The organism is Pseudomonas sp. W2I6 (assembly GCF_030815935.1).
Taxonomy (GTDB): Bacteria; Pseudomonadota; Gammaproteobacteria; order Pseudomonadales; family Pseudomonadaceae; genus Aquipseudomonas.
This window is the reverse complement of the sequence record NZ_JAUSXJ010000001.1, coordinates 6,797,859-6,816,619: the sequence shown is the minus strand read 5'-3', so window position 1 is coordinate 6,816,619 and position 18,761 is coordinate 6,797,859. Positions and strand designations below refer to the sequence as shown.

The following is an 18,761-nucleotide window of genomic DNA, read 5'->3' as shown; positions in this document are numbered from 1 at the left end:
TATTAACCTTTAAGCTGGGCCAGGGCGCGGTAATCCGCTCCCAGCGTGGCCTGTAAAATCTCTTTCGGATAATCGTCGGTCACTACCGCTTCGCCCATTCGGCGCAACAGCACCAGTCGCAGTCGACCGTCGATCACTTTCTTGTCTATTGCCATATGTTCGAGAAAATCTGCCTCGGTCATCTCCTCGGGAGGAATGACCGGCAACCCGGCGCGCTGGAACAGGCGGATCCCGCGATCACGCTCCTGGGCGCTGATCCAGCCCAGGCGTTGCGACATCTCCAATGCCATCACTGTGCCAGCCGCTACAGCCTCTCCATGCAACCACACACCATAGCCCATGTGGGTCTCGATCGCATGGCCGAAGGTGTGGCCGAGGTTCAAGGTGGCGCGCACGCCGGACTCACGTTCGTCGGCATTCACCACCAGCGCCTTGGCGGCGCAGGAGCGGGAAATCGCTTCGGTGAGTGCCACCTGGTCGAGGGCGCGCAGGGCGTCGACGTGTTCTTCCAGCCAGGTCAGGAACGGCTCGTCGCAGATCAGCCCGTACTTGATGACTTCCGCCAGGCCCGCCGACAGCTCGCGGGGTGGCAGGGTATTGAGGGTGGCAGTGTCGATCAGCACCACATTCGGCTGATAGAACGCGCCGACCATGTTCTTGCCCAGCGGGTGGTTGATGCCGGTCTTGCCGCCCACCGACGAATCGACCTGGGACAGCAAGGTGGTCGGTACCTGGATAAAGTCCACGCCGCGCTGATAGCAGGCGGCTGCAAAGCCGGCCATGTCGCCGATCACACCGCCACCCAGGGCCACCACCGTGGTGCGCCGGTCATGACGGGCCGTCAGCAGGCCATCAAAGATCAGTTGCAGGGTTTCCCAGGTCTTGAAGGCCTCGCCGTCCGGCAGCACCACCGAGATCACCGAGTACGCCGCCAGGCTGCGGCTCAGACGCTCAAGATACAGCGGCGCGACCGTTTCATTGGAGATGATCGCCACTTGCCGCCCGGCAATATGCGGTGCGAGCAACTCGGGTTGGTCCAACAAACCTTCGCCAATATGGATCGGGTAGCTGCGCTCGCCAAGATCGACCTTAAGTGTCTGCATGTGTCCCCGCGTTGAAGATGAAAGCAGGCGTCCTGCCCTACATTAACGTTGTCGGCAACGTCGGGATCTGACGCTGCCTGATGGCTCTACGCCACAACTCGGACGGTCATGACGCGCCGCCGAGGATAGCGCATTTCGGCCCTGGCTTTAACGGGGTGGCAACTGTGCCAGGCGCTCGAGAATGTCGAGAACCACCATTCGTGGCGGCCGCTCATCGGTTTCCACCACCAGATCGGCGATTTCCCGATAAAGCGGGTCGCGCAGCGTCAGCAGGTCCCGCAGGGTTTTTGCCGGGTCTGCGGTGCGCAGCAATGGGCGATTGCGATCGCGAGCGGTGCGGCCCACCTGCTGCTCGACAGACGCGTGCAGATAAACCACGCGACCGCCGGCGTGCAGCGCCCGGCGGTTCTCGTCGCGCATCACTGCGCCACCGCCGGTGGCCAATACCACGCCATCGCAGCCGCACAGTTCGGCAATCATCGCCTGCTCGCGGTCGCGAAAGCCCAGTTCGCCTTCCTTATCGAAAATCCACGGGATATTGGCGCCCGTGCGCAATTCAATTTCCTTATCGGAGTCTTTGAATGGCAGGCGCAGCTCTTTGGCCAGCAAACGGCCGATGGTGCTTTTTCCAGCCCCCATCGGTCCTACAAGAATCAAATTTCGCACAGAATCAACGACTCACAGCAATCGCCTGGTTATTCATAATACGCGGAGTCAGGAATACCAGCAGCTCGGATTTTTTCTCCGAAACCACATCCCGCCGGAAAAGGCGGCCAAGATACGGCACATCGCCCAAAAATGGCACTTTATCTACCACTTTGCTTTGAGTATTGGAGAAAACCCCGCCGATCACGATGGTCTCCCCGTCCTTGACCAGCACCTTGGCATTGACCTCGTTTTTCTTGATCGGCGGCACATCGTTGAGCCTGTTCAGGTAGTCGGGCTCGTCCTTGGTGACCTTGACCTCCATGATCACCCAGCCGTCCGGGGTGATTTGCGGGGTCACTTCCAATGACAAGGAGGCCTCCTTGAACGACACCGAGGTCGCGCCGGTGGAGCTGGACTCCTGATAGGGAATCTCGGTGCCCTTGAGGATTCGCGCGGTTTCCTTGTCGGAGGTGACGACCTTGGGCTGCGAAACGATTTCACCATTGCCGGTTTTTTCCATGGCGGTCAGTTCCAGGTCCAGCAGCAGGTTGTCGGTGATAAACGCGACACCCAGGCCGGCGCTGCCGTTGACCGCCCCCAGGTCCACAAACGGCGAGCTGGGCGGGGTTTCAGGCGGCTCGGCCCCCTCCGCCAGCTGCTTCCTGATCCCGCCAGCTCCCCAGTTACCCCGATTCAGTTGCCCGCCCCAGCGCACGCCAAGGCTTTTGTCGTAATCCACATTGGCCTCGACGATCCGCGCCTCGATCATCACCTGCCTTACCGGAATATCCAGTTGCGCCACAATCGTGCGCAGCTCCTCCAGCCGCTCCCGGGTCTGGTAGGCGATGATGTTGTTGGTGCGGTCATCCACCGCCACCGAGCCGCGCTCATCGGTGGCGCCTTCCAGGCCCACGGCCGACTGGAAGAGCTTGGCCAGGTCCGACGCCTTGGCGTAATTGACCTGCAGCAACTCGCGGCGCAGCGGTGCCAAGTCAGTCATTTGCTTGCGCGACTCCATCGCCAGCAACTCGCGGGCGGCCAACTCCTCGGCCGGCGCGACCAGCAGCACATTGGCCGTCACACGCTTGTCCAGCCCCTTGGTTTGCAGCACCAGGTCCAGGGCCTGGTCCCAGGGCACGTCCTTGAGGCGCAGGGTGATCGAACCCTGCACGTCGTCGCTGGCCACCAGATTGAGGCCGGCAACGTCAGCAATCTGCTGCAGCACCGCGCGCAACTCGATGTTCTGGAAGTTGAGGGACAGCTTGTCCCCGGTGAATGCCACGCGTCCGGTACTCAGGGGCGCATTGCCAGGTGGCGGCAGGTGAATCAAGTCGATTCGATTGGGCACAGCCATGACCATCGGTGCCGTGAACGCTATCCATAGCGCCACACCGAAGGACGAAAAAGTCCTTTTCATTGTTTGTTTCCGTTATGAGTTCACGTTCAGGGCAAGGGTTTGCGAGCGTTCCAGCCACGCGCCCTGGCCATCCGGGAAAAGCTCGGCCAGTTCGACATGGGAGTCGTGGATTGCCGTGATGCGCCCGTGGTCCGGGCCCAGGTAATCGCCGATTGCCAGCCGATGGACAGACGACGCTCCGCGCAGCAGGGCGAAGGTTTGAGCCCCCAGGGACAAGGTCCCGACCATTTCGAACTGCTCCACGGCGAAGCCTTCGAGGATTCCGCGAGGCCTGGCGAGATCAGGTCCGGCAGCCGGTCGCCCGGCGGGTCGAACCAGTTGGCGAGAGGGCGGCTGGAAAGGGTCGCGCAAGGCTGCAAAATCGTACGCCACTTGCTGCGGCCCGGGCTCGGCGACAGCCTGTGCCGGCGGGTGCAAATCAACCTCCAGGTCATCGCCCGCCTGGCGGTTGTGACGATAGGTCCTGGCTACCAGGCTGAGATGCAACACCGAGGGATCGACAGGACTGAATGCCAAGTCATGCACCGTGACAATTCCCGGCAAGCTGGCCATGCCGTTGATGAACGCCGCCAGGTCGTGAAAAGTCCCGGTGACGCCAATCTGCATGGGCGATTCGATGTACAGGGCGCGAGGCTGGTCATCCCGAAGTTCGATGGCCTCCAGCACCAAGCCATTGGCGGCACTCAGGCGGCCAATATCTTCAAGCAGGCCGGGTACCTGGGGGTCGGCAGGCAGCCGCCGTAACAGGTTGGCGAAATGGCCTCGCATTGTTTCGAGTTCGCGGACCAGGGACTCCAGGCCGGCAGCCTGGCTGGTTTTCAGCGCGACCTGCTGTTCAAGCGCCACTTCCTGCGCCTCAAGCTGGCGCAGTTGCTCCCGCGCTCCACTCAAGTAGAAGGTATTGCCCACTGCCCACAGCAGGCAAACCACCGCGCCAGCCAGCAACGCCTTGCCCGGCAAGGGCCAGTTGGCGGCGTTCTGGCAGAGCTGGGTTATATCGGATTCCGTCAGCCCTGGCAGGCCTGACGCCCCGCTCATTGGCGCACCTCATCCGAGTGACCATGGCGAACCGTCAACTGGAAGCCATTGTCGTCGCCCTCCTGCGCGCCGCGAACCCGTTGAAGCCGGGGCGCTTCCAAGTCTTCGGCAGCTTCGAGGCCTCGCATGAACTGAGCAATGTCCCGGTTCGATCCGGCCGTGCCGCTGATGGAAACAGAACCGCCGTCGACGCTCACTTCGCGCAACTGCACCCCCTCCGGCACGGCACGGGCCAACTGGTCCAGCAACTGAGCACCCGCCGCACGATCGTCCTGCAAACCCTGCACAACTTTCATCCGTTCCATCAACTGCTGGCGCTGCTCATGCAGTTCGTCGATGGCCTTGATCCGCGAGTCGAGCCCAGTGACACCCTGGCTCAACTGGTTATTGCGGGCCAACTGCCGATCGATTGCACGGTCGATCACCTGGTCTGCCAGCCAAACCGCAGCCAGCGCCACCGCTGCAGCCCCCGCCAAAAACACCAGAAAATATTTGCGCCGCCGCTCATTCCGTTCTGCGCGCCACGGCAACAGGTTGATTCGTGTCATCAGTCGAAACTCCTCAGGGCCAGCCCGCAGGCCACTCCCATTCCCTGGGCATCCACGGCCCATTGCGCGCCATCGACACGACGGCCCGGCGTGATGCTGTCCGAAGCCTGCCTGCCCGCGCGAGCCAATGCAAATGCTTCGACATCCACTATCCGCGTCGCCAGCCCCGCAAGGGCCAAAACTGCCTCACGGGCCTCCACCTGTTCCTTGAGGCAGGCAACCAGCAGCACATCGACGCTTTGCGGGTCATGGGCCGACGGGCCCTGCACCTGGAAGTCGATAGCCACATCCTCCAGCGGATAAGGAATGTACTGGTCTGCTTCCCCATGGATTCGACGCACCATTTCAGCATCCGTCAGCCCCGTGTCCATCTCCAGCACGCGGGTAATCACCGAGGGCCCTGCCACGGCCACGGCGGCATGCCTGAGTGATGTATGCGCCTGTACCAGCGCCCGGGAAAGTGCCTGCGCGACGGCATCGAAATCAACCACGCTGCTGTCGACCACCGCATGGGCCGGCAACTGCTGCATGGCGTAGCCCCGCACGCTGTAGCCAGTGCCTGAAGCCTCCAACTCCACCAACCTGACGCCGGTGTCATTGATGTCGATACCCAGGACGGCATCGGCTTTTCGCCTGAAAAATCCCTTTCTCATAAAACTCCCCAAAACTTTCCCTGTCTTACGGACTGATTGCTGCCAGGCTTCCTGCATTCGGTCGGCTTGTATGAGCGGCGCGAATGACGCCCGAAGCCGAAAAATGCTTTAATGCCCAGCGTTTTTTCCCGCGTTTATCTGCTGGCCGGGTCGATCCACCACTTGCCGTGCATGCCCCGACGCCTAACCCATTCTTTTCCTTGGAAATCCAAAAGCCTTGATTCGTCTGCTGAAGTTTTTCGGGTACTCCATTGTCGCGATCGTCTGCGGGCTGATGCTCGTGCTCAGCGGGGCCTATCTCTACCTTAGTCCGGGTTTGCCCTCCGTAGAGGCCCTGAGAAGTATCCAGTTGCAGATTCCTTTGCGGGTCTACAGCAGCGATGAAAAACTGATCGCGGAGTTCGGCGAAATGCGCCGCACACCGATCCGTTTCGCCGACATTCCACCCAATTTCATCAACGCCCTGCTGTCGGCTGAAGACGATAACTTCGCCAATCACTATGGCGTCGACCCAAGCAGCCTGGTGCGGGCGGCCACGCAATTGGTCAAAAGCGGACACATTCAATCCGGTGGCAGCACCATCACCATGCAGGTGGCGAAGAACTTCTTCCTCACCAGCGAACGCAGCTTTTCCCGCAAAGCCACGGAAATCCTCCTGGCGTTGCAGATCGAACGTCAGCTGACCAAGGACGAGATCCTTGAGCTGTACGTCAACAAGATCTATCTGGGCAACCGCGCCTACGGCATCGAGGCGGCTTCGCAGGTTTACTACGGCAAGTCGATTCGTGACGCCAGCCTGGCGCAGATGGCGATGATTGCCGGCCTGCCCAAGGCGCCTTCGCGCTTCAACCCGCTGGCCAACCCGGCGCGCAGCAAAGAGCGCCGCGACTGGATCCTGGGCCGCATGTACAAGCTGGGCAAGATCGACCAGGCCGCGTACGAAAGTGCGGTGGCCGAGCCGCTGAACGCCAGCTATCACGTGCCGACACCGGAAGTGAATGCCCCGTATATCGCCGAAATGGCCCGTGCCGAGATGGTCGGCCGCTATGGCAGCGAGGCGTACACCGAAGGTTTCCGCGTGACCACGACGATTCCGAGCAACCTGCAGGAAATCGCCAACAAGTCGGTACACGATGGCCTGGTCGCCTATGACCAGCGCCATGGCTACCGCGGCCCTGAATCGCGCCTGCCGGGCAAGACCCTGAGCGCCTGGACCGTCGAGCTGGGCAAACAGCGCCCGATCAGCGGCCTTGAACCCGCCATCGTCACCCAGGTGAAGAAAGATGGCGTGCAGGTACTGACGCGCACCGGCGAAGAGCATGTGTCGTGGGACAGCATGAAATGGGCCCGCCCTTTCCTGAACACCAACAGCATGGGTGCGATGCCCAAGCAGCCGTCGGACGTGGCCCAGGTCGGCGACCTGATTCGTGTGCAGCGCCAGAAGGACGACAGCCTGAAATTCAGCCAGGTGCCGGTGGCACAGGGCGCCCTGGTGTCGCTTGACCCGCAGAACGGTGCAATCCGTGCCCTGGTCGGCGGCTTTGCCTTCGAGCAGAGCAACTACAACCGCGCCACCCAGGCCAAGCGCCAGCCGGGTTCCAGCTTCAAGCCGTTCATCTACAGCGCTGCACTGGATAACGGCTACACCGCCGCCAGCCTGGTCAACGATGCACCGATCGTGTTCGTCGACGAGTACCTGGACAAAGTCTGGCGCCCGAAGAACGACACCAACACCTTCCTCGGCCCGATCCGCGTCCGCGAGGCGCTGTACAAGTCGCGTAACCTGGTGTCGATCCGCCTGCTGCAGGCGATGGGCGTAGGCAAGACCATCGACTACATCACCCGCTTCGGCTTCAACAAGTCGGACCTGCCGCCCAACCTGTCCCTGGCACTGGGTACCGCCACGCTGACACCGATGGAAATCGCCACCGGCTGGAGCACCTTTGCCAACGGCGGCTACAAGATCACCCCGTACCTGATCGACAAGATCGAAAGCCGTAGCGGCGAAACCCTGTTCACCGCCAACCCGCCACGGGTCCCGGGCGACGTGGTCAATGGCGTCGCGGCCACTGACGGCCAGGCAGCACCGGCCAACGGCGGCATCACCATCGAGCCGACGCCAGGCGAAGCGCCGGCAGCTGGTGCACCCGCCGCACCACAGGCGCCAGCCGTGGCCGAGCGTGTGGTGGATGGCCGTACCACTTACATCCTCAACAGCATCCTGGAAGACGTGATCAAGAAGGGTACTGGGCGTCGCGCCCTGGCCCTGGGCCGTGCCGATATCGCCGGCAAAACCGGTACCACCAACGACTCCAAGGATGCCTGGTTCTCCGGCTACAACGCCGACTACGTGACCACCGTATGGACCGGTTACGACCAGCCGGAAAGCCTCGGTCGCCGGGAGTTCGGCGGCACTGTCGCGCTGCCGATCTGGATGAGCTACATGGGCGCCGCGCTGAAGGATATGCCGCTGCATACCCAGCCGGAACCGGAAGGCATCCTGAGCCTGCGGATCGACCCGGTCAGCGGCCGTGCAGCAGCGCCGAGCACGCCGAATGCGTACTTCGAGCTGTTCAAGAGCGAGGACACGCCGCCGTCGGTCAACGAGCTGGGCAATGGTGTTGCACCGGGCAGCCCGCTGCCGGCGGACGAGGCGGCGCCGATCGATTTGTTCTAACACAAGTCCCCTGTGGGAGCCGGGCTTGCCCGCGATAGCGGAGGGTCAGTCACAGTTGTGTTAACTGTCCTGCCCTCATCGCGGGCAAGCCCGGCTCCCACATTTGGATCGTCGCAAGCCTTGAACTGATCAACAGGCAATAAAAAAGCCCCGACTCGCAAGAGCCGGGGCTTTTTGGTGGTGCGCTACAACGGCTTAGCCGTTGAACACATCATCCACGCTTTGCAGCGGGTAGTTCTTCGGATACGGCAGGGTGGCCACACCCGTCTCGATTGCGGCTTTGGCCACGGCATCGGAGATCAGGGTGATCAGGCGCTTGTCCATTGGTTTCGGGATGATGTACTCACGACCGAATTCCAGCTTGATGCCGCCGTAGGCGTCGCACACTTCCTGAGGAACCGGCAGCTTGGCCAGTTCGCGCAGGGCGTTGGCGGCCGCGACTTTCATCTCTTCGTTGATGCGCTTGGCGCGAACGTCCAGGGCACCACGGAAGATGAACGGGAAGCCCAGTACGTTGTTGACCTGGTTCGGGTAGTCCGAACGGCCGGTGGCCATGATCACGTCGCTACGGGTGGCGTGGGCCAGCTCCGGGGAGATTTCCGGATCCGGGTTGGAGCACGCGAACACGATCGGGTTGGCCGCCATGGACTTGAGGCCTTCGGCGCTCAGCAGGTTCGGGCCGGACAGGCCAACGAACACGTCTGCACCGTCCAGGGCATCAGCCAGGGTACGCTTGGAGGACGGATGCGCGAACATCGCCTTGTACTGGTTCAGGTCGGTACGCTCGGACTGCACAACGCCCTTGCTGTCGACCATGTAGATGTTTTCCAGCTTGGCGCCCATGCTCACCAGCAACTTCATGCAGGAGATGGCCGCGGCGCCGGCGCCCAGGCAAACGATCTTGGCTTCGCCAAGGGTTTTGCCGGCGATTTCCAGGGCATTGATCATGCCGGCCGCGGTAACGATCGCGGTGCCGTGCTGGTCATCGTGGAATACCGGGATGTCGCACTGTTCGATCAGGGCCTTTTCGATCTCGAAGCACTCAGGTGCCTTGATGTCTTCCAGGTTGATGCCACCGAAGGTGATGGAGATGCGCTTGACGGTGTCGATGAAAGCCTGCGGGCTCTCGGAATCGACTTCGATATCGAATACGTCAATGCCGGCGAAGCGCTTGAACAGCACGCCTTTACCTTCCATGACTGGCTTGGAAGCCAATGGGCCGAGGTTACCCAGGCCGAGGATCGCGGTGCCATCAGAGATCACTGCAACCAGGTTGCCTTTGCCGGTGTACTTGTAGGCCAGTTCAGGATCGCGGGCGATTTCACGTACGGGCTCGGCAACGCCAGGGCTGTAGGCCAGCGACAGGTCGCGGGCGGTGGCAGTGGCTTTGGTGAGCTCTACACTCAGCTTTCCTGGACGAGGATGGGCATGATATTCGAGAGCGGCAGTTTTCAAATCAGACATATCGGCATTCCGCTTTTACTGTTGGTCGACGGACCGCCGAGGATACGCGTGTCGCAAAGTCCCCACAAGACTGGGCAGTCACAGGTGTCAAGGGCCCTGCCCTACGACTTTTGGCCAAGAGCCACGGGATACAAGGGCTCAACTGTTCACAATCGACCTGAAAAATGTCTACAATTTTTTCTTACAGCGCCTGCTCGAGCATGCCGGGATCGGTCAGTGGCAACAGCCAGCGTGCCTGGCCCTTTTCCAGGCCGCCGCGTCGGGAGCGGTCCAGCACCCAGCCGCGGGCTTCGATGGACTGGCCCTGCAAACCTTTCAACAGCGCACTGTCGAATCGGCCCACCAGATTGGGTGCAATGCGCAGTACCAGTGAGCCCTGCAACTCAATCCAGACTCCGCCGCGATTGCGTTCGATTTTGCTCACTCGGCCGTGGACCACGGCAAAGCCCGAGCGCCGGATGTTCGCCGCATCGACCACCGGTGACCGGCGCCACACCCCCAGCCGGGCCTGCCGGGCGCTGCGTTCGGCGGCTTGCTGGCAGGCCACCAGTGCCACATTCGGCGCGACCGCCACCTGGAAGCCAAGGCCTTCGGCGAGCAACTGCGCTTCCAGATTTGCTCCATTGGCACCGTAGAGATGGGCCAGGGTGCGGCCGTAACGGTCCTTGCTCTCCCGTCCGGGCACCACGCCAACGCGCCCACCGCTCGCATCCACCAGACTTTGCAGGCGCTCGCGAGCGGCCACGGCGAAGGGCTCGTCAGTGCGCCCCTGCTTGCCGGTTTCCGGGGCATTGACGCCGATCATGCGTATGCTGCGGCCGTCCTTGAGGCGCACGGTGTCGCCATCCACTACCCGCTGCACGTCGAAGGTCGCGACATCGCCGGGCGCCGGGCAGAACACCTCGGCCTGGGCGGGCGCCAGCCAAATCGCAGACACAAAAAAGGCGCCCACGAGGGACGCCTTTTTCATCAGCGAGGACAAGCCATACAGGCCATCCAAGCGAACCAGCCTTACTCGGCTTTAGGAGCAGCTTTAGCGCCGAAAGCACCGAAGCGGGTCTTGAAGCGGTCAACACGGCCGCCAACATCCAGAGTCTTCTGCTTACCGGTGTAGAACGGGTGGCACTCGTTGCACACGTCGATTGGCAGAGCTTTGCCGAAAGTCGAACGGGTTTCGAACTTGTTACCGCAGCTGCAGGTAACGTCGATGGCAACATAGTTTGGATGGATATCGGCTTTCATGGTGTATTCCTCAGGCTAGCGTGCCGCCAATCAACACTATTGTTGAATACCGCACGTAATTAGGCCGCGGATTCTACCAGACCTTTTTAAACGCGCAAGAAGCACAACGGCCCCTTTCATCAGAAAAGCACGACATACACAAGGTCCCGTGGGAGCCGGGCTTGCCCGCGATGCAGGCGATGCGGTGCCTCAGGTGCACCGTGTCGATACTATCGCGGGCAAGCCCGGCTCCCACATCCACCGCTGGTCTGCTAGGCTCCCGCCCTTCTTCGCCGCCCGTCATATGAGAACCCCCGCGTGCCCGACGCCATTTTGCGCCTCGCCCTGCCCTCGCCCCTGCGCCGCCTGTTCGATTATCGGGCCCCTGCCGGCGTATTGCGGTCGCAGTTGCAGCCCGGCATGCGCGTACGGGTACCGTTTGGCCGGCGGGAGATGATCGGCATCCTGGTGGAAGTCGCCGATCACAGCGAAGTGCCCGCCGAGAAGCTCAAGCCCGCCGTGGCCATCCTCGACAGCACGCCGCCGCTGCCGCCCGCGCTGTTCAAGCTGTGCCTGTGGACCTCGCAGTATTACCAGCACAGCCTCGGCGACACCTTGAGCTGGGCGCTGCCGGTGCTGTTGCGCCAGGGCGAACTGGCCGAGGCGCGCCAGGAGCGTTTCTGGTCGATGGTCCCGGGGGCGCGCATGGACGACCCGCGCATCGCCCGCGCCCCGCGCCAGCGTGAAGCCCTGGCAACCCTGGCCCAGCATCCCCACGGCGTCGCCCATCAGCTTTTAAGCAAGCTGATGCTGAGCAAGGACAGCCTGGACTTGCTGCTGGCCAAGGGCCTGGTGCAGGTGGAGATCCGCAAGCACGCCCCCGGCGAGCGCCACGAACACTGGCTGGCCCAGCCGGAACTGCCGCTCAACCCCGAACAACGTGCCGCCTATGAAGCGATTCGCGCCGGTTTCGACAGTTTCCACGCGTTCCTGCTGGCGGGCGTCACCGGCAGCGGCAAGACCGAAGTCTATTTGCAACTGATCCGCGAAACCCTAGAAGCCGGCAAACAGGCACTGGTGCTGATCCCCGAGATCAACCTCGGCCCGCAAACCCTGGCGCGTTTCGAGCAGCGTTTCAACGCGCGCATCGCCCTGGTGCACTCGGCGGTCAACGACCGCGAGCGCCTGGAATCCTGGCTCGCCGCCCGGGACGGCGAGGCCGACATTATTATCGGCACCCGTTCGGCGCTGTTCACCCCGATGAAAAATCCCGGGCTGATCATCATCGACGAAGAACACGACGGCTCCTATAAACAGCAGGAAGGCCTGCGCTACCACGCCCGCGACCTGGCGCTGGTGCGCGCCCGCCAGGAAAACATCCCGATTGTGCTGGGCTCGGCCACGCCTTCCCTGGAAAGCCTGCACAACGCCTACACCGGGCGCTACGGCCTGCTGCGTCTCAATGAACGTGCCGGCGGTGCCAAGCAGCCCCGCTTCCTGCGCCTGGATGTAAAAAGTCGCCCGCTGGACAGCGGCATTTCCGGGCCGATGCAGCAAGCCATCGGGCAAACCCTCGCGGCGGGCCAGCAAGTGCTGGTGTTCCTCAACCGCCGGGGTTTTGCGCCGACGCTGCTGTGCCACGACTGCGGCTGGATGTCCGAGTGCAATCGCTGCGATGCGCGAATGACCGTGCACCAGCGCTCCGGCGAGTTGCGCTGCCATCACTGCGGCCATGTGGAACGGGTGCCGCGGCACTGCCCGCAGTGCGGCAAAGTCGACTTGCGACCGGTGGGCGCGGGCACCGAGCGCGCCGAAGAACGACTGGGCATCCTGTTCCCGGATTACCCGGTGCTGCGGGTCGACCGCGACAGCACCTCGCGCAAGGACGCGATGAATCAGTTGTTCGCCACGATCCAGAAGGGCCAGCCGTGCATTCTGGTGGGCACGCAGATGCTTGCCAAAGGGCATCACTTCCCACGGGTGACCCTGGTGTCGATCCTGGATGCCGACGGCGGGCTGTTCTCCGGGGATTTTCGCGCCAGCGAGCGCATGGCGCAGTTGATCGTGCAGGTCGCAGGCCGGGCCGGGCGGGCCGAAGAGCCGGGCAAGGTGATCATCCAGACGCACCTGGCCGACCACCCGCTGCTGATTCAACTGACAGAACAAGGCTACTTTGCCTTCGCCGAACAGGCCTTGAGCGAGCGACGCTCGGCAGGTCTGCCACCGTTTGCGCATCTGGCGCTGCTGCGGGCCGAAGCGCACAAGCCGGGGCAGGCCGAAGGTTTCCTGGATGAAGCGTGCAGCGAGGCTGAACGTTTGCTGGGGGAACTGGGTCTGACCGGCATCGAGCTATTGGGCCCGGTGCCAGCACCGATGGAACGCCGCGCCGGGCGTTACCGCGCCCAGCTACTCTTGCAAGCCAGCGCCCGCGCGCCGCTGCATCGCTTATTAAGCTGCTGGTTACTTGCGCTGGAGCAAATGCCCAGTGGTCGCCAGGTGAGATGGTCGCTGGACGTAGACCCGGTAGATTTGTACTAACCCCTGTGGCGAGGGAGCTTGCTCCCGCTGGGCTGCGTAGCAGCCCCAAAAAAGCCGGGAGCGCTACGCACTCCAGCGGGAGCAAGCTCCCTCGCCAGAGCAAGCTCCCTCGCCACAGGTTAATCGTCCGTCAAGGTCCCGCGAAGGTTGGCAAGCCCGCCCTCGCCACGGATAATGCCCAGTTTTTCCACCTGCGCATCGCGCGCCACCGCTTGCGGTCGAAAGAGAACACCATGAAAGACACCATTCGCCAGCTGATCCAACAAGCCCTCACCCAACTCGTCAACGAAGGTGTGTTGCCTGAAGGCCTGACGCCGGCGATCCAGGTGGAAAATACCCGCGACAAGACCCACGGTGATTTCGCCAGCAACATCGCGATGATGCTGGCCAAGCCGGCCGGCCTGAAGCCGCGCGACCTGGCGGAAAAAATCATCGCCGCGCTGCCGGCCGACCCGCAGGTGACCAAGGCTGAAATCGCCGGCCCAGGCTTCATCAACTTCTTCCAGAACACCCAGGCCCTGGCTTCGCGCCTGGACGCGGCCCTGGTCGACGCGAAAATCGGCGTGCGCAAGGCCGGCCCGGCACAGCGCGTGGCCATCGACCTGTCGGCACCGAACCTGGCCAAGGAAATGCACGTGGGCCACCTGCGCTCCACCATCATCGGTGACGGCGTGGCGCGGGTCCTGGAGTTCCTCGGCGATGACGTGATCCGCCAGAACCACGTGGGCGACTGGGGTACCCAGTTCGGCATGTTGATGGCCTATCTGCAGGAAAACCCGATCACCAGCAACGAGCTGTCGGACCTGGAGAATTTCTACCGCGCCGCCAAGAAGCGTTTCGACGAATCCGAAGAATTCGCCGACCGCGCCCGTGGCCTGGTGGTCAAGCTGCAAGCCGGCGATGCCGAATGCCTGGAACTGTGGGGCCGCTTCCGCGAGATCTCGCTGTCCCACTGCCAGGAAATCTACGAGCTGCTCAACGTCAAATTGACCATGGCCGACGTGATGGGCGAAAGCGCCTACAACGACGACCTGATCAACGTGGTCAACGACCTCAAGGCCAAGGGCCTGCTGGTTGAAAGCAACGGCGCGCAGTGCGTGTTCCTCGAAGAATTCAAGACCGCCGACGGCGACCCGCTGCCGGTGATCATCGTCAAGGCCGATGGCGGCTACCTCTACGCCACCACCGACCTGGCCGCCGTGCGCTACCGCAGCGGCGTGCTGAAAGCCGACCGTGCCCTGTATTTCGTTGACCAGCGCCAGGCCCTGCACTTCCAGCAAGTGTTCGAAGTGGCGCGCCGCGCCGGTTTCGTGACCCACCCGATGCAGATGGAACACATGGGCTTCGGCACCATGAACGGCGCCGATGGCCGCCCGTTCAAGACCCGTGACGGCGGCACCGTGAAGCTGATCGACCTGCTGAACGAAGCCCAGGACCGCGCCTACAACCTGGTGAAGGAAAAGAACCCGGAGCTGGCCGAAGCCGACCTGCGCAACATCGCCCGCGTCGTGGGGATTGGCGCGGTGAAATACGCCGACCTGTCCAAGCACCGCACCAGCGACTACAGCTTCAATTTCGAATTGATGCTCAACTTCGAAGGCAACACTGCGCCGTACCTGCTGTATGCCTACACGCGGGTGGCCGGTGTGTTCCGCAAGCTGGGCAAGGACTTCAGCGAAGTCGAAGGCCAGATCAACCTTGAGGCGCCACACGAGCAGGAACTGGCCGCCAAACTGGCGCAATTCGGCGAAGTGCTGAACAGCGTCGGCGAAAAAGGCACACCGCACATCCTCTGCACCTATTTGTACGAAGTCGCCGGTTTGTTCTCCAGCTTCTACGAGAACTGCCCGATCCTGACCGCAGACGACGAAGCCCAAAAGCAGAGCCGCCTGCGCCTCGCCGCACTGGCAGGACGGACCCTCAAGCAAGGCCTGGAACTGTTGGGCCTGGAAACTCTGGAGCGTATGTAAGTTGGCTGCCAAGAAAAAACCTGCACCCAAGCGCGGCGCCAGCCGCTACCAGGCACCGGCGAAGAAGCCTATTCCGGGCTGGTTGTGGATGGCCATCGGCCTGACGGTCGGCGCGTTTGTGGTGTTCCTGATGAAGCTCGACCCGGGCAAGGGCGATGACGTCAAACGGGTCAAGCAAGAACAGCAGAAGGCCACGAAAATGGCCGAGGCGAACAAGACACCGCCTAGCCCGACTGCGCCGGTGAAGCCGAAGTACGACTTCTACACGCTGCTGCCGGAATCGGAAGTGATCGTGCCGCCGGACGCCGTGCCGGAGAAAACCCTGCCGACGCCGCAGCCGGTGCCGACTACGCCGGTTACCCCGGCGGAAGCAGCGAAGATCGACACGGCCCGGGCCCAGGCTGCGTTGGCCGGGATTACCCCGCCGCCACCGCCGCCGGTCGCCACCACCAAGGCCGCGCCCGTGACCAAGTTCTTCCTGCAGGCGGGCTCGTTCCCGAAACAGGCGGATGCGGACCGTGTGCGCGCGCAGATTATTTTGCTGGGGCAGGCGGTGACGGTGGAGTCCGGGACGGTTAAGGATGCGACCTGGTATCGCGTGCTGGTGGGGCCGTTCAGCAACCGTGAACAGCTGACCGTGGCGCAGAAGCAACTGGCCGGCGCCGGGTTTAGCAACCTGTTGTTACAACAACGCCAGAGCCGCTGATTCCGGAAACAGCATCGGGTTAATGTGGGAGCGGGCTTGCTCGCGAATGCGGTAGATCAGTCAATATTTTAGGTGACTGACACACCGCATTCGCGAGCAAGCCCGCTCCCACATTTGATTTTCATCGGCCTCAGGACCGAGCCCGACACATAAACACCACTCGTCCGCCCTCCCGTCCTACAGTTGAAATCCCCCCCGCCACCCCCATATGAGTTCCATCAGGGCATTTTCGCCCCGCAGCGTGGAGACTCTCCCCTTGACCACCATCGTTTCAGTTCGCCGCCACGGCAAAGTCGTCATGGGCGGCGACGGCCAGGTTTCACTTGGCAATACCGTGATGAAAGGCAACGCGAAAAAAGTCCGTCGCCTGTACCACGGCCAGGTCCTCGCCGGTTTTGCCGGCGCCACCGCTGACGCCTTTACCCTGTTCGAGCGCTTTGAAGGCCAACTTGAGAAGCACCAGGGCCATCTGGTCCGTGCCGCCGTCGAGCTCGCCAAAGAATGGCGCACCGACCGCTCCCTCAGCCGCCTGGAAGCCATGCTGGCCGTCGCCAACAAAGACGCCTCCCTGATCATCACCGGCAACGGCGACGTGGTTGAACCCGAAGAAGGCCTGATCGCCATGGGCTCCGGCGGCGGCTACGCACAAGCGGCGGCCAGCGCCCTGCTGAAGAAAACCGACCTGTCGGCCCGGGAAATCGTCGAGACTGCCCTGGGTATCGCTGGCGACATCTGTGTCTTCACCAACCACAACCTGACCATTGAGGAGCAGGACCTCGCCGAGTAAGCCGCAGGCTTATTCCCGCTTGAGGACCGCCAATTACTATGTCCATGACTCCCCGCGAAATCGTCCATGAACTCAATCGCCATATCATCGGCCAGGACGATGCCAAGCGCGCCGTTGCCATCGCCCTGCGTAACCGCTGGCGCCGGATGCAACTGCCCGAAGAATTGCGCGTTGAAGTAACCCCCAAGAACATCCTGATGATCGGCCCGACCGGTGTCGGTAAAACCGAGATCGCCCGGCGCCTGGCCAAGCTGGCCAATGCTCCGTTCATCAAGGTCGAAGCCACCAAGTTCACCGAAGTGGGCTATGTGGGCCGTGACGTCGAGTCGATCATTCGTGACCTGGCCGACGCTGCCCTGAAGCTGCTGCGCGAACAGGAAATGACCAAGGTCAGCCATCGCGCCGAAGACGCCGCTGAAGAACGCATCCTCGACGCCTTGCTGCCACCGGCACGCATGGGCTTCAACGAAGACGCCGCACCGAGCTCGGATTCCAACACCCGCCAGCTGTTCCGCAAGCGCCTGCGTGAAGGCCAGCTGGACGACAAGGAAATCGAGATCGAAGTCGCCGAAGTGTCCGGCGTCGACATCTCCGCACCGCCTGGCATGGAAGAAATGACCAGCCAGTTGCAGAACCTGTTCGCCAACATGGGCAAGGGCAAGAAGAAAAGCCGCAAGCTCAAGGTGAAGGAAGCGCTGAAACTGGTGCGTGACGAAGAGGCCGGGCGCCTGGTCAATGAGGAAGAACTCAAGGCCAAGGCCCTGGAAGCAGTTGAGCAGCACGGCATCGTGTTTATCGACGAGATCGACAAGGTGGCCAAGCGCGGTAATTCCGGCGGGGTCGATGTGTCCCGCGAAGGCGTGCAGCGCGACCTGCTGCCGCTGATCGAAGGCTGCACCGTCAACACCAAGCTGGGCATGGTCAAAACCGACCACATCCTGTTTATCGCTTCCGGTGCGTTCCACCTGAGCAAGCCAAGCGACCTGGTACCGGAGCTGCAAGGTCGCCTGCCGATTCGCGTTGAACTGAAAGCGCTGACGCCGGGCGATTTCGAACGCATCCTCAGCGAGCCGCACGCGTCGCTGACCGAGCAATACCGCGAGCTGCTGAAAACCGAAGGCCTGGGGATTGAGTTCCTGCCGGACGGTATCAAGCGTCTGGCGGAGATTGCCTGGCAGGTCAACGAGAAGACCGAGAACATCGGTGCCCGTCGCTTGCACACCCTGCTTGAGCGCCTGCTGGAGGAAGTGTCCTTCAGTGCCGGCGACATGGCGGGCGCGCAGAATGGCGTGGCAATCAAGATCGACGCCGACTACGTCAACAGCCACCTGGGCGAATTGGCGCAGAACGAAGATCTGTCTCGTTATATCCTGTAAGCCTTACGCAGGAACCGCTCTGCTTTAATGTGGGAGCGGGCTTGCTCGCGAATGCGGTGGGTCAGTTTATGCAACGGTGACTGACCCACCGCATTCGCGAGCAAGCCCGCTCCCACAGTTTAAAGCCGGTTCCTTCAGGATCATCTCTGAGCGGTTCCCCAAATGACCAAACTGCCTACCGCCATCAACCTGCACAAAGCCTCCAGGACCCTGGGCCTCACCTACGGTCCCGACGAGGTGTATCAACTGCCCGCCGAATTCCTTCGCGTGCACTCCCCCTCCGCCGAGGTCCAGGGCCACGGCAAACCGATCCTGCAATTCGGCAAGCTCAATGTCGGCTTGACCAAGATCGAACCCGCCGGCCAATACGCACTGAAATTGACCTTCGACGATGGCCATGACAGCGGATTGTTCACCTGGGACTACCTCTATCAACTTGCCGTGCGTCAGGACGCGCTGTGGGCTGACTATCTTGCCGAGCTGAAAGCCGCCGGAAAAACCCGCGACCCGAGCCAGTCGGTCGTGCGGCTGATGCTCTAGCCCAGGCCTCTTGCTCATTAGTGGGCATTTTCTAATTCCATCTGCTTGAATGCCCCTCTGTCGTGGCCAACGATT

At 62.2% G+C, this 18,761-nt stretch carries 16 protein-coding genes; 7 read left to right on the top strand and 9 right to left on the bottom strand.

Features of this window, described 5'->3' with window-relative positions:
- Positions 1-2: 2 nt before the first annotated feature.
- From aroB to pilM, 6 genes are all read right to left on the bottom strand, one after another.
- Positions 3-1,103, bottom strand: coding sequence for a 3-dehydroquinate synthase (gene aroB, locus QF039_RS31490; protein ID WP_003209346.1), 1,101 nt, complete (start codon positions 1,101-1,103; stop codon positions 3-5).
- A gap of 147 nt (positions 1,104-1,250) precedes the next feature.
- The gene (aroK, locus tag QF039_RS31485; RefSeq protein WP_003209345.1) at positions 1,251-1,769 is read right to left on the bottom strand and encodes a shikimate kinase AroK; all 519 of its coding nucleotides are present in this window, start codon (positions 1,767-1,769) and stop codon (positions 1,251-1,253) included.
- Positions 1,770-1,773: 4 nt separating this feature from the next.
- The gene (locus QF039_RS31480) at positions 1,774-3,111 is read right to left on the bottom strand and encodes a type IV pilus secretin PilQ (protein ID WP_307523063.1); all 1,338 of its coding nucleotides are present in this window, start codon (positions 3,109-3,111) and stop codon (positions 1,774-1,776) included.
- Between the two features lie 69 nt (positions 3,112-3,180).
- A complete protein-coding gene (locus QF039_RS31475) occupies positions 3,181-4,206 on the bottom strand; it encodes a pilus assembly protein PilP (protein WP_307522425.1) in 1,026 nt (341 codons plus the stop codon).
- On the bottom strand, positions 4,203-4,754 hold the full coding sequence (locus QF039_RS31470; protein WP_003209339.1) for a PilN domain-containing protein: 552 nt from the start codon (positions 4,752-4,754) through the stop codon (positions 4,203-4,205). Before QF039_RS31470 ends, QF039_RS31475 begins: the two co-directional genes overlap by 4 nt.
- Positions 4,754-5,407: a type IV pilus biogenesis protein PilM gene (gene pilM / locus QF039_RS31465; RefSeq protein WP_023659347.1), complete on the bottom strand. Its 654-nt coding sequence runs from the start codon at positions 5,405-5,407 to the stop codon at positions 4,754-4,756. Before pilM ends, QF039_RS31470 begins: the two co-directional genes overlap by 1 nt.
- A gap of 220 nt (positions 5,408-5,627) precedes the next feature.
- On the opposite strand from pilM, the gene QF039_RS31460 reads away from it, so the two are divergent.
- Complete coding sequence (locus QF039_RS31460; RefSeq protein ID WP_371321561.1) at positions 5,628-8,084, top strand: penicillin-binding protein 1A; 2,457 nt, start codon at positions 5,628-5,630, stop codon at positions 8,082-8,084.
- A 195-nt stretch (positions 8,085-8,279) separates the two neighbouring features.
- Here the strand turns inward: QF039_RS31460 and QF039_RS31455 are convergent, their stop codons facing one another.
- The 3 genes from QF039_RS31455 to rpmE all read right to left on the bottom strand — a co-directional run bounded on the left by QF039_RS31455 (position 8,280) and on the right by rpmE (position 10,790).
- Positions 8,280-9,548: a malic enzyme-like NAD(P)-binding protein gene (locus tag QF039_RS31455; protein ID WP_003209334.1), complete on the bottom strand. Its 1,269-nt coding sequence runs from the start codon at positions 9,546-9,548 to the stop codon at positions 8,280-8,282.
- 181 nt (positions 9,549-9,729) lie between these two features.
- On the bottom strand, positions 9,730-10,518 hold the full coding sequence (locus tag QF039_RS31450; protein WP_307523061.1) for a thermonuclease family protein: 789 nt from the start codon (positions 10,516-10,518) through the stop codon (positions 9,730-9,732).
- 41 nt (positions 10,519-10,559) lie between these two features.
- On the bottom strand, positions 10,560-10,790 hold the full coding sequence (gene rpmE / locus QF039_RS31445) for a 50S ribosomal protein L31 (RefSeq protein WP_003209330.1): 231 nt from the start codon (positions 10,788-10,790) through the stop codon (positions 10,560-10,562).
- 297 nt (positions 10,791-11,087) lie between these two features.
- On the opposite strand from rpmE, the gene QF039_RS31440 reads away from it, so the two are divergent.
- From QF039_RS31440 to QF039_RS31415, 6 genes are all read left to right on the top strand, one after another.
- Positions 11,088-13,307 (top strand): primosomal protein N', encoded by a 2,220-nt coding sequence (locus tag QF039_RS31440; RefSeq protein ID WP_307522419.1) that lies wholly within the window; start codon positions 11,088-11,090, stop codon positions 13,305-13,307.
- A 233-nt stretch (positions 13,308-13,540) separates the two neighbouring features.
- Positions 13,541-15,277, top strand: a complete 1,737-nt coding sequence (argS, locus tag QF039_RS31435) for an arginine--tRNA ligase (RefSeq protein ID WP_307522417.1) — start codon at positions 13,541-13,543, stop codon at positions 15,275-15,277.
- Between the two features lies 1 nt (position 15,278).
- Positions 15,279-15,983, top strand: a complete 705-nt coding sequence (locus QF039_RS31430) for an SPOR domain-containing protein (RefSeq protein ID WP_003209324.1) — start codon at positions 15,279-15,281, stop codon at positions 15,981-15,983.
- Between the two features lie 256 nt (positions 15,984-16,239).
- Entirely contained in the window at positions 16,240-16,770 is a 531-nt protein-coding gene (gene hslV, locus QF039_RS31425) for an ATP-dependent protease subunit HslV (protein ID WP_003209323.1), read from the top strand.
- Positions 16,771-16,808: 38 nt separating this feature from the next.
- Entirely contained in the window at positions 16,809-18,146 is a 1,338-nt protein-coding gene (hslU, locus tag QF039_RS31420; protein WP_003209321.1) for an ATP-dependent protease ATPase subunit HslU, read from the top strand.
- Positions 18,147-18,308: 162 nt separating this feature from the next.
- Positions 18,309-18,686 (top strand): gamma-butyrobetaine hydroxylase-like domain-containing protein, encoded by a 378-nt coding sequence (locus QF039_RS31415; protein ID WP_003209319.1) that lies wholly within the window; start codon positions 18,309-18,311, stop codon positions 18,684-18,686.
- Positions 18,687-18,761 lie beyond the last annotated feature (75 nt).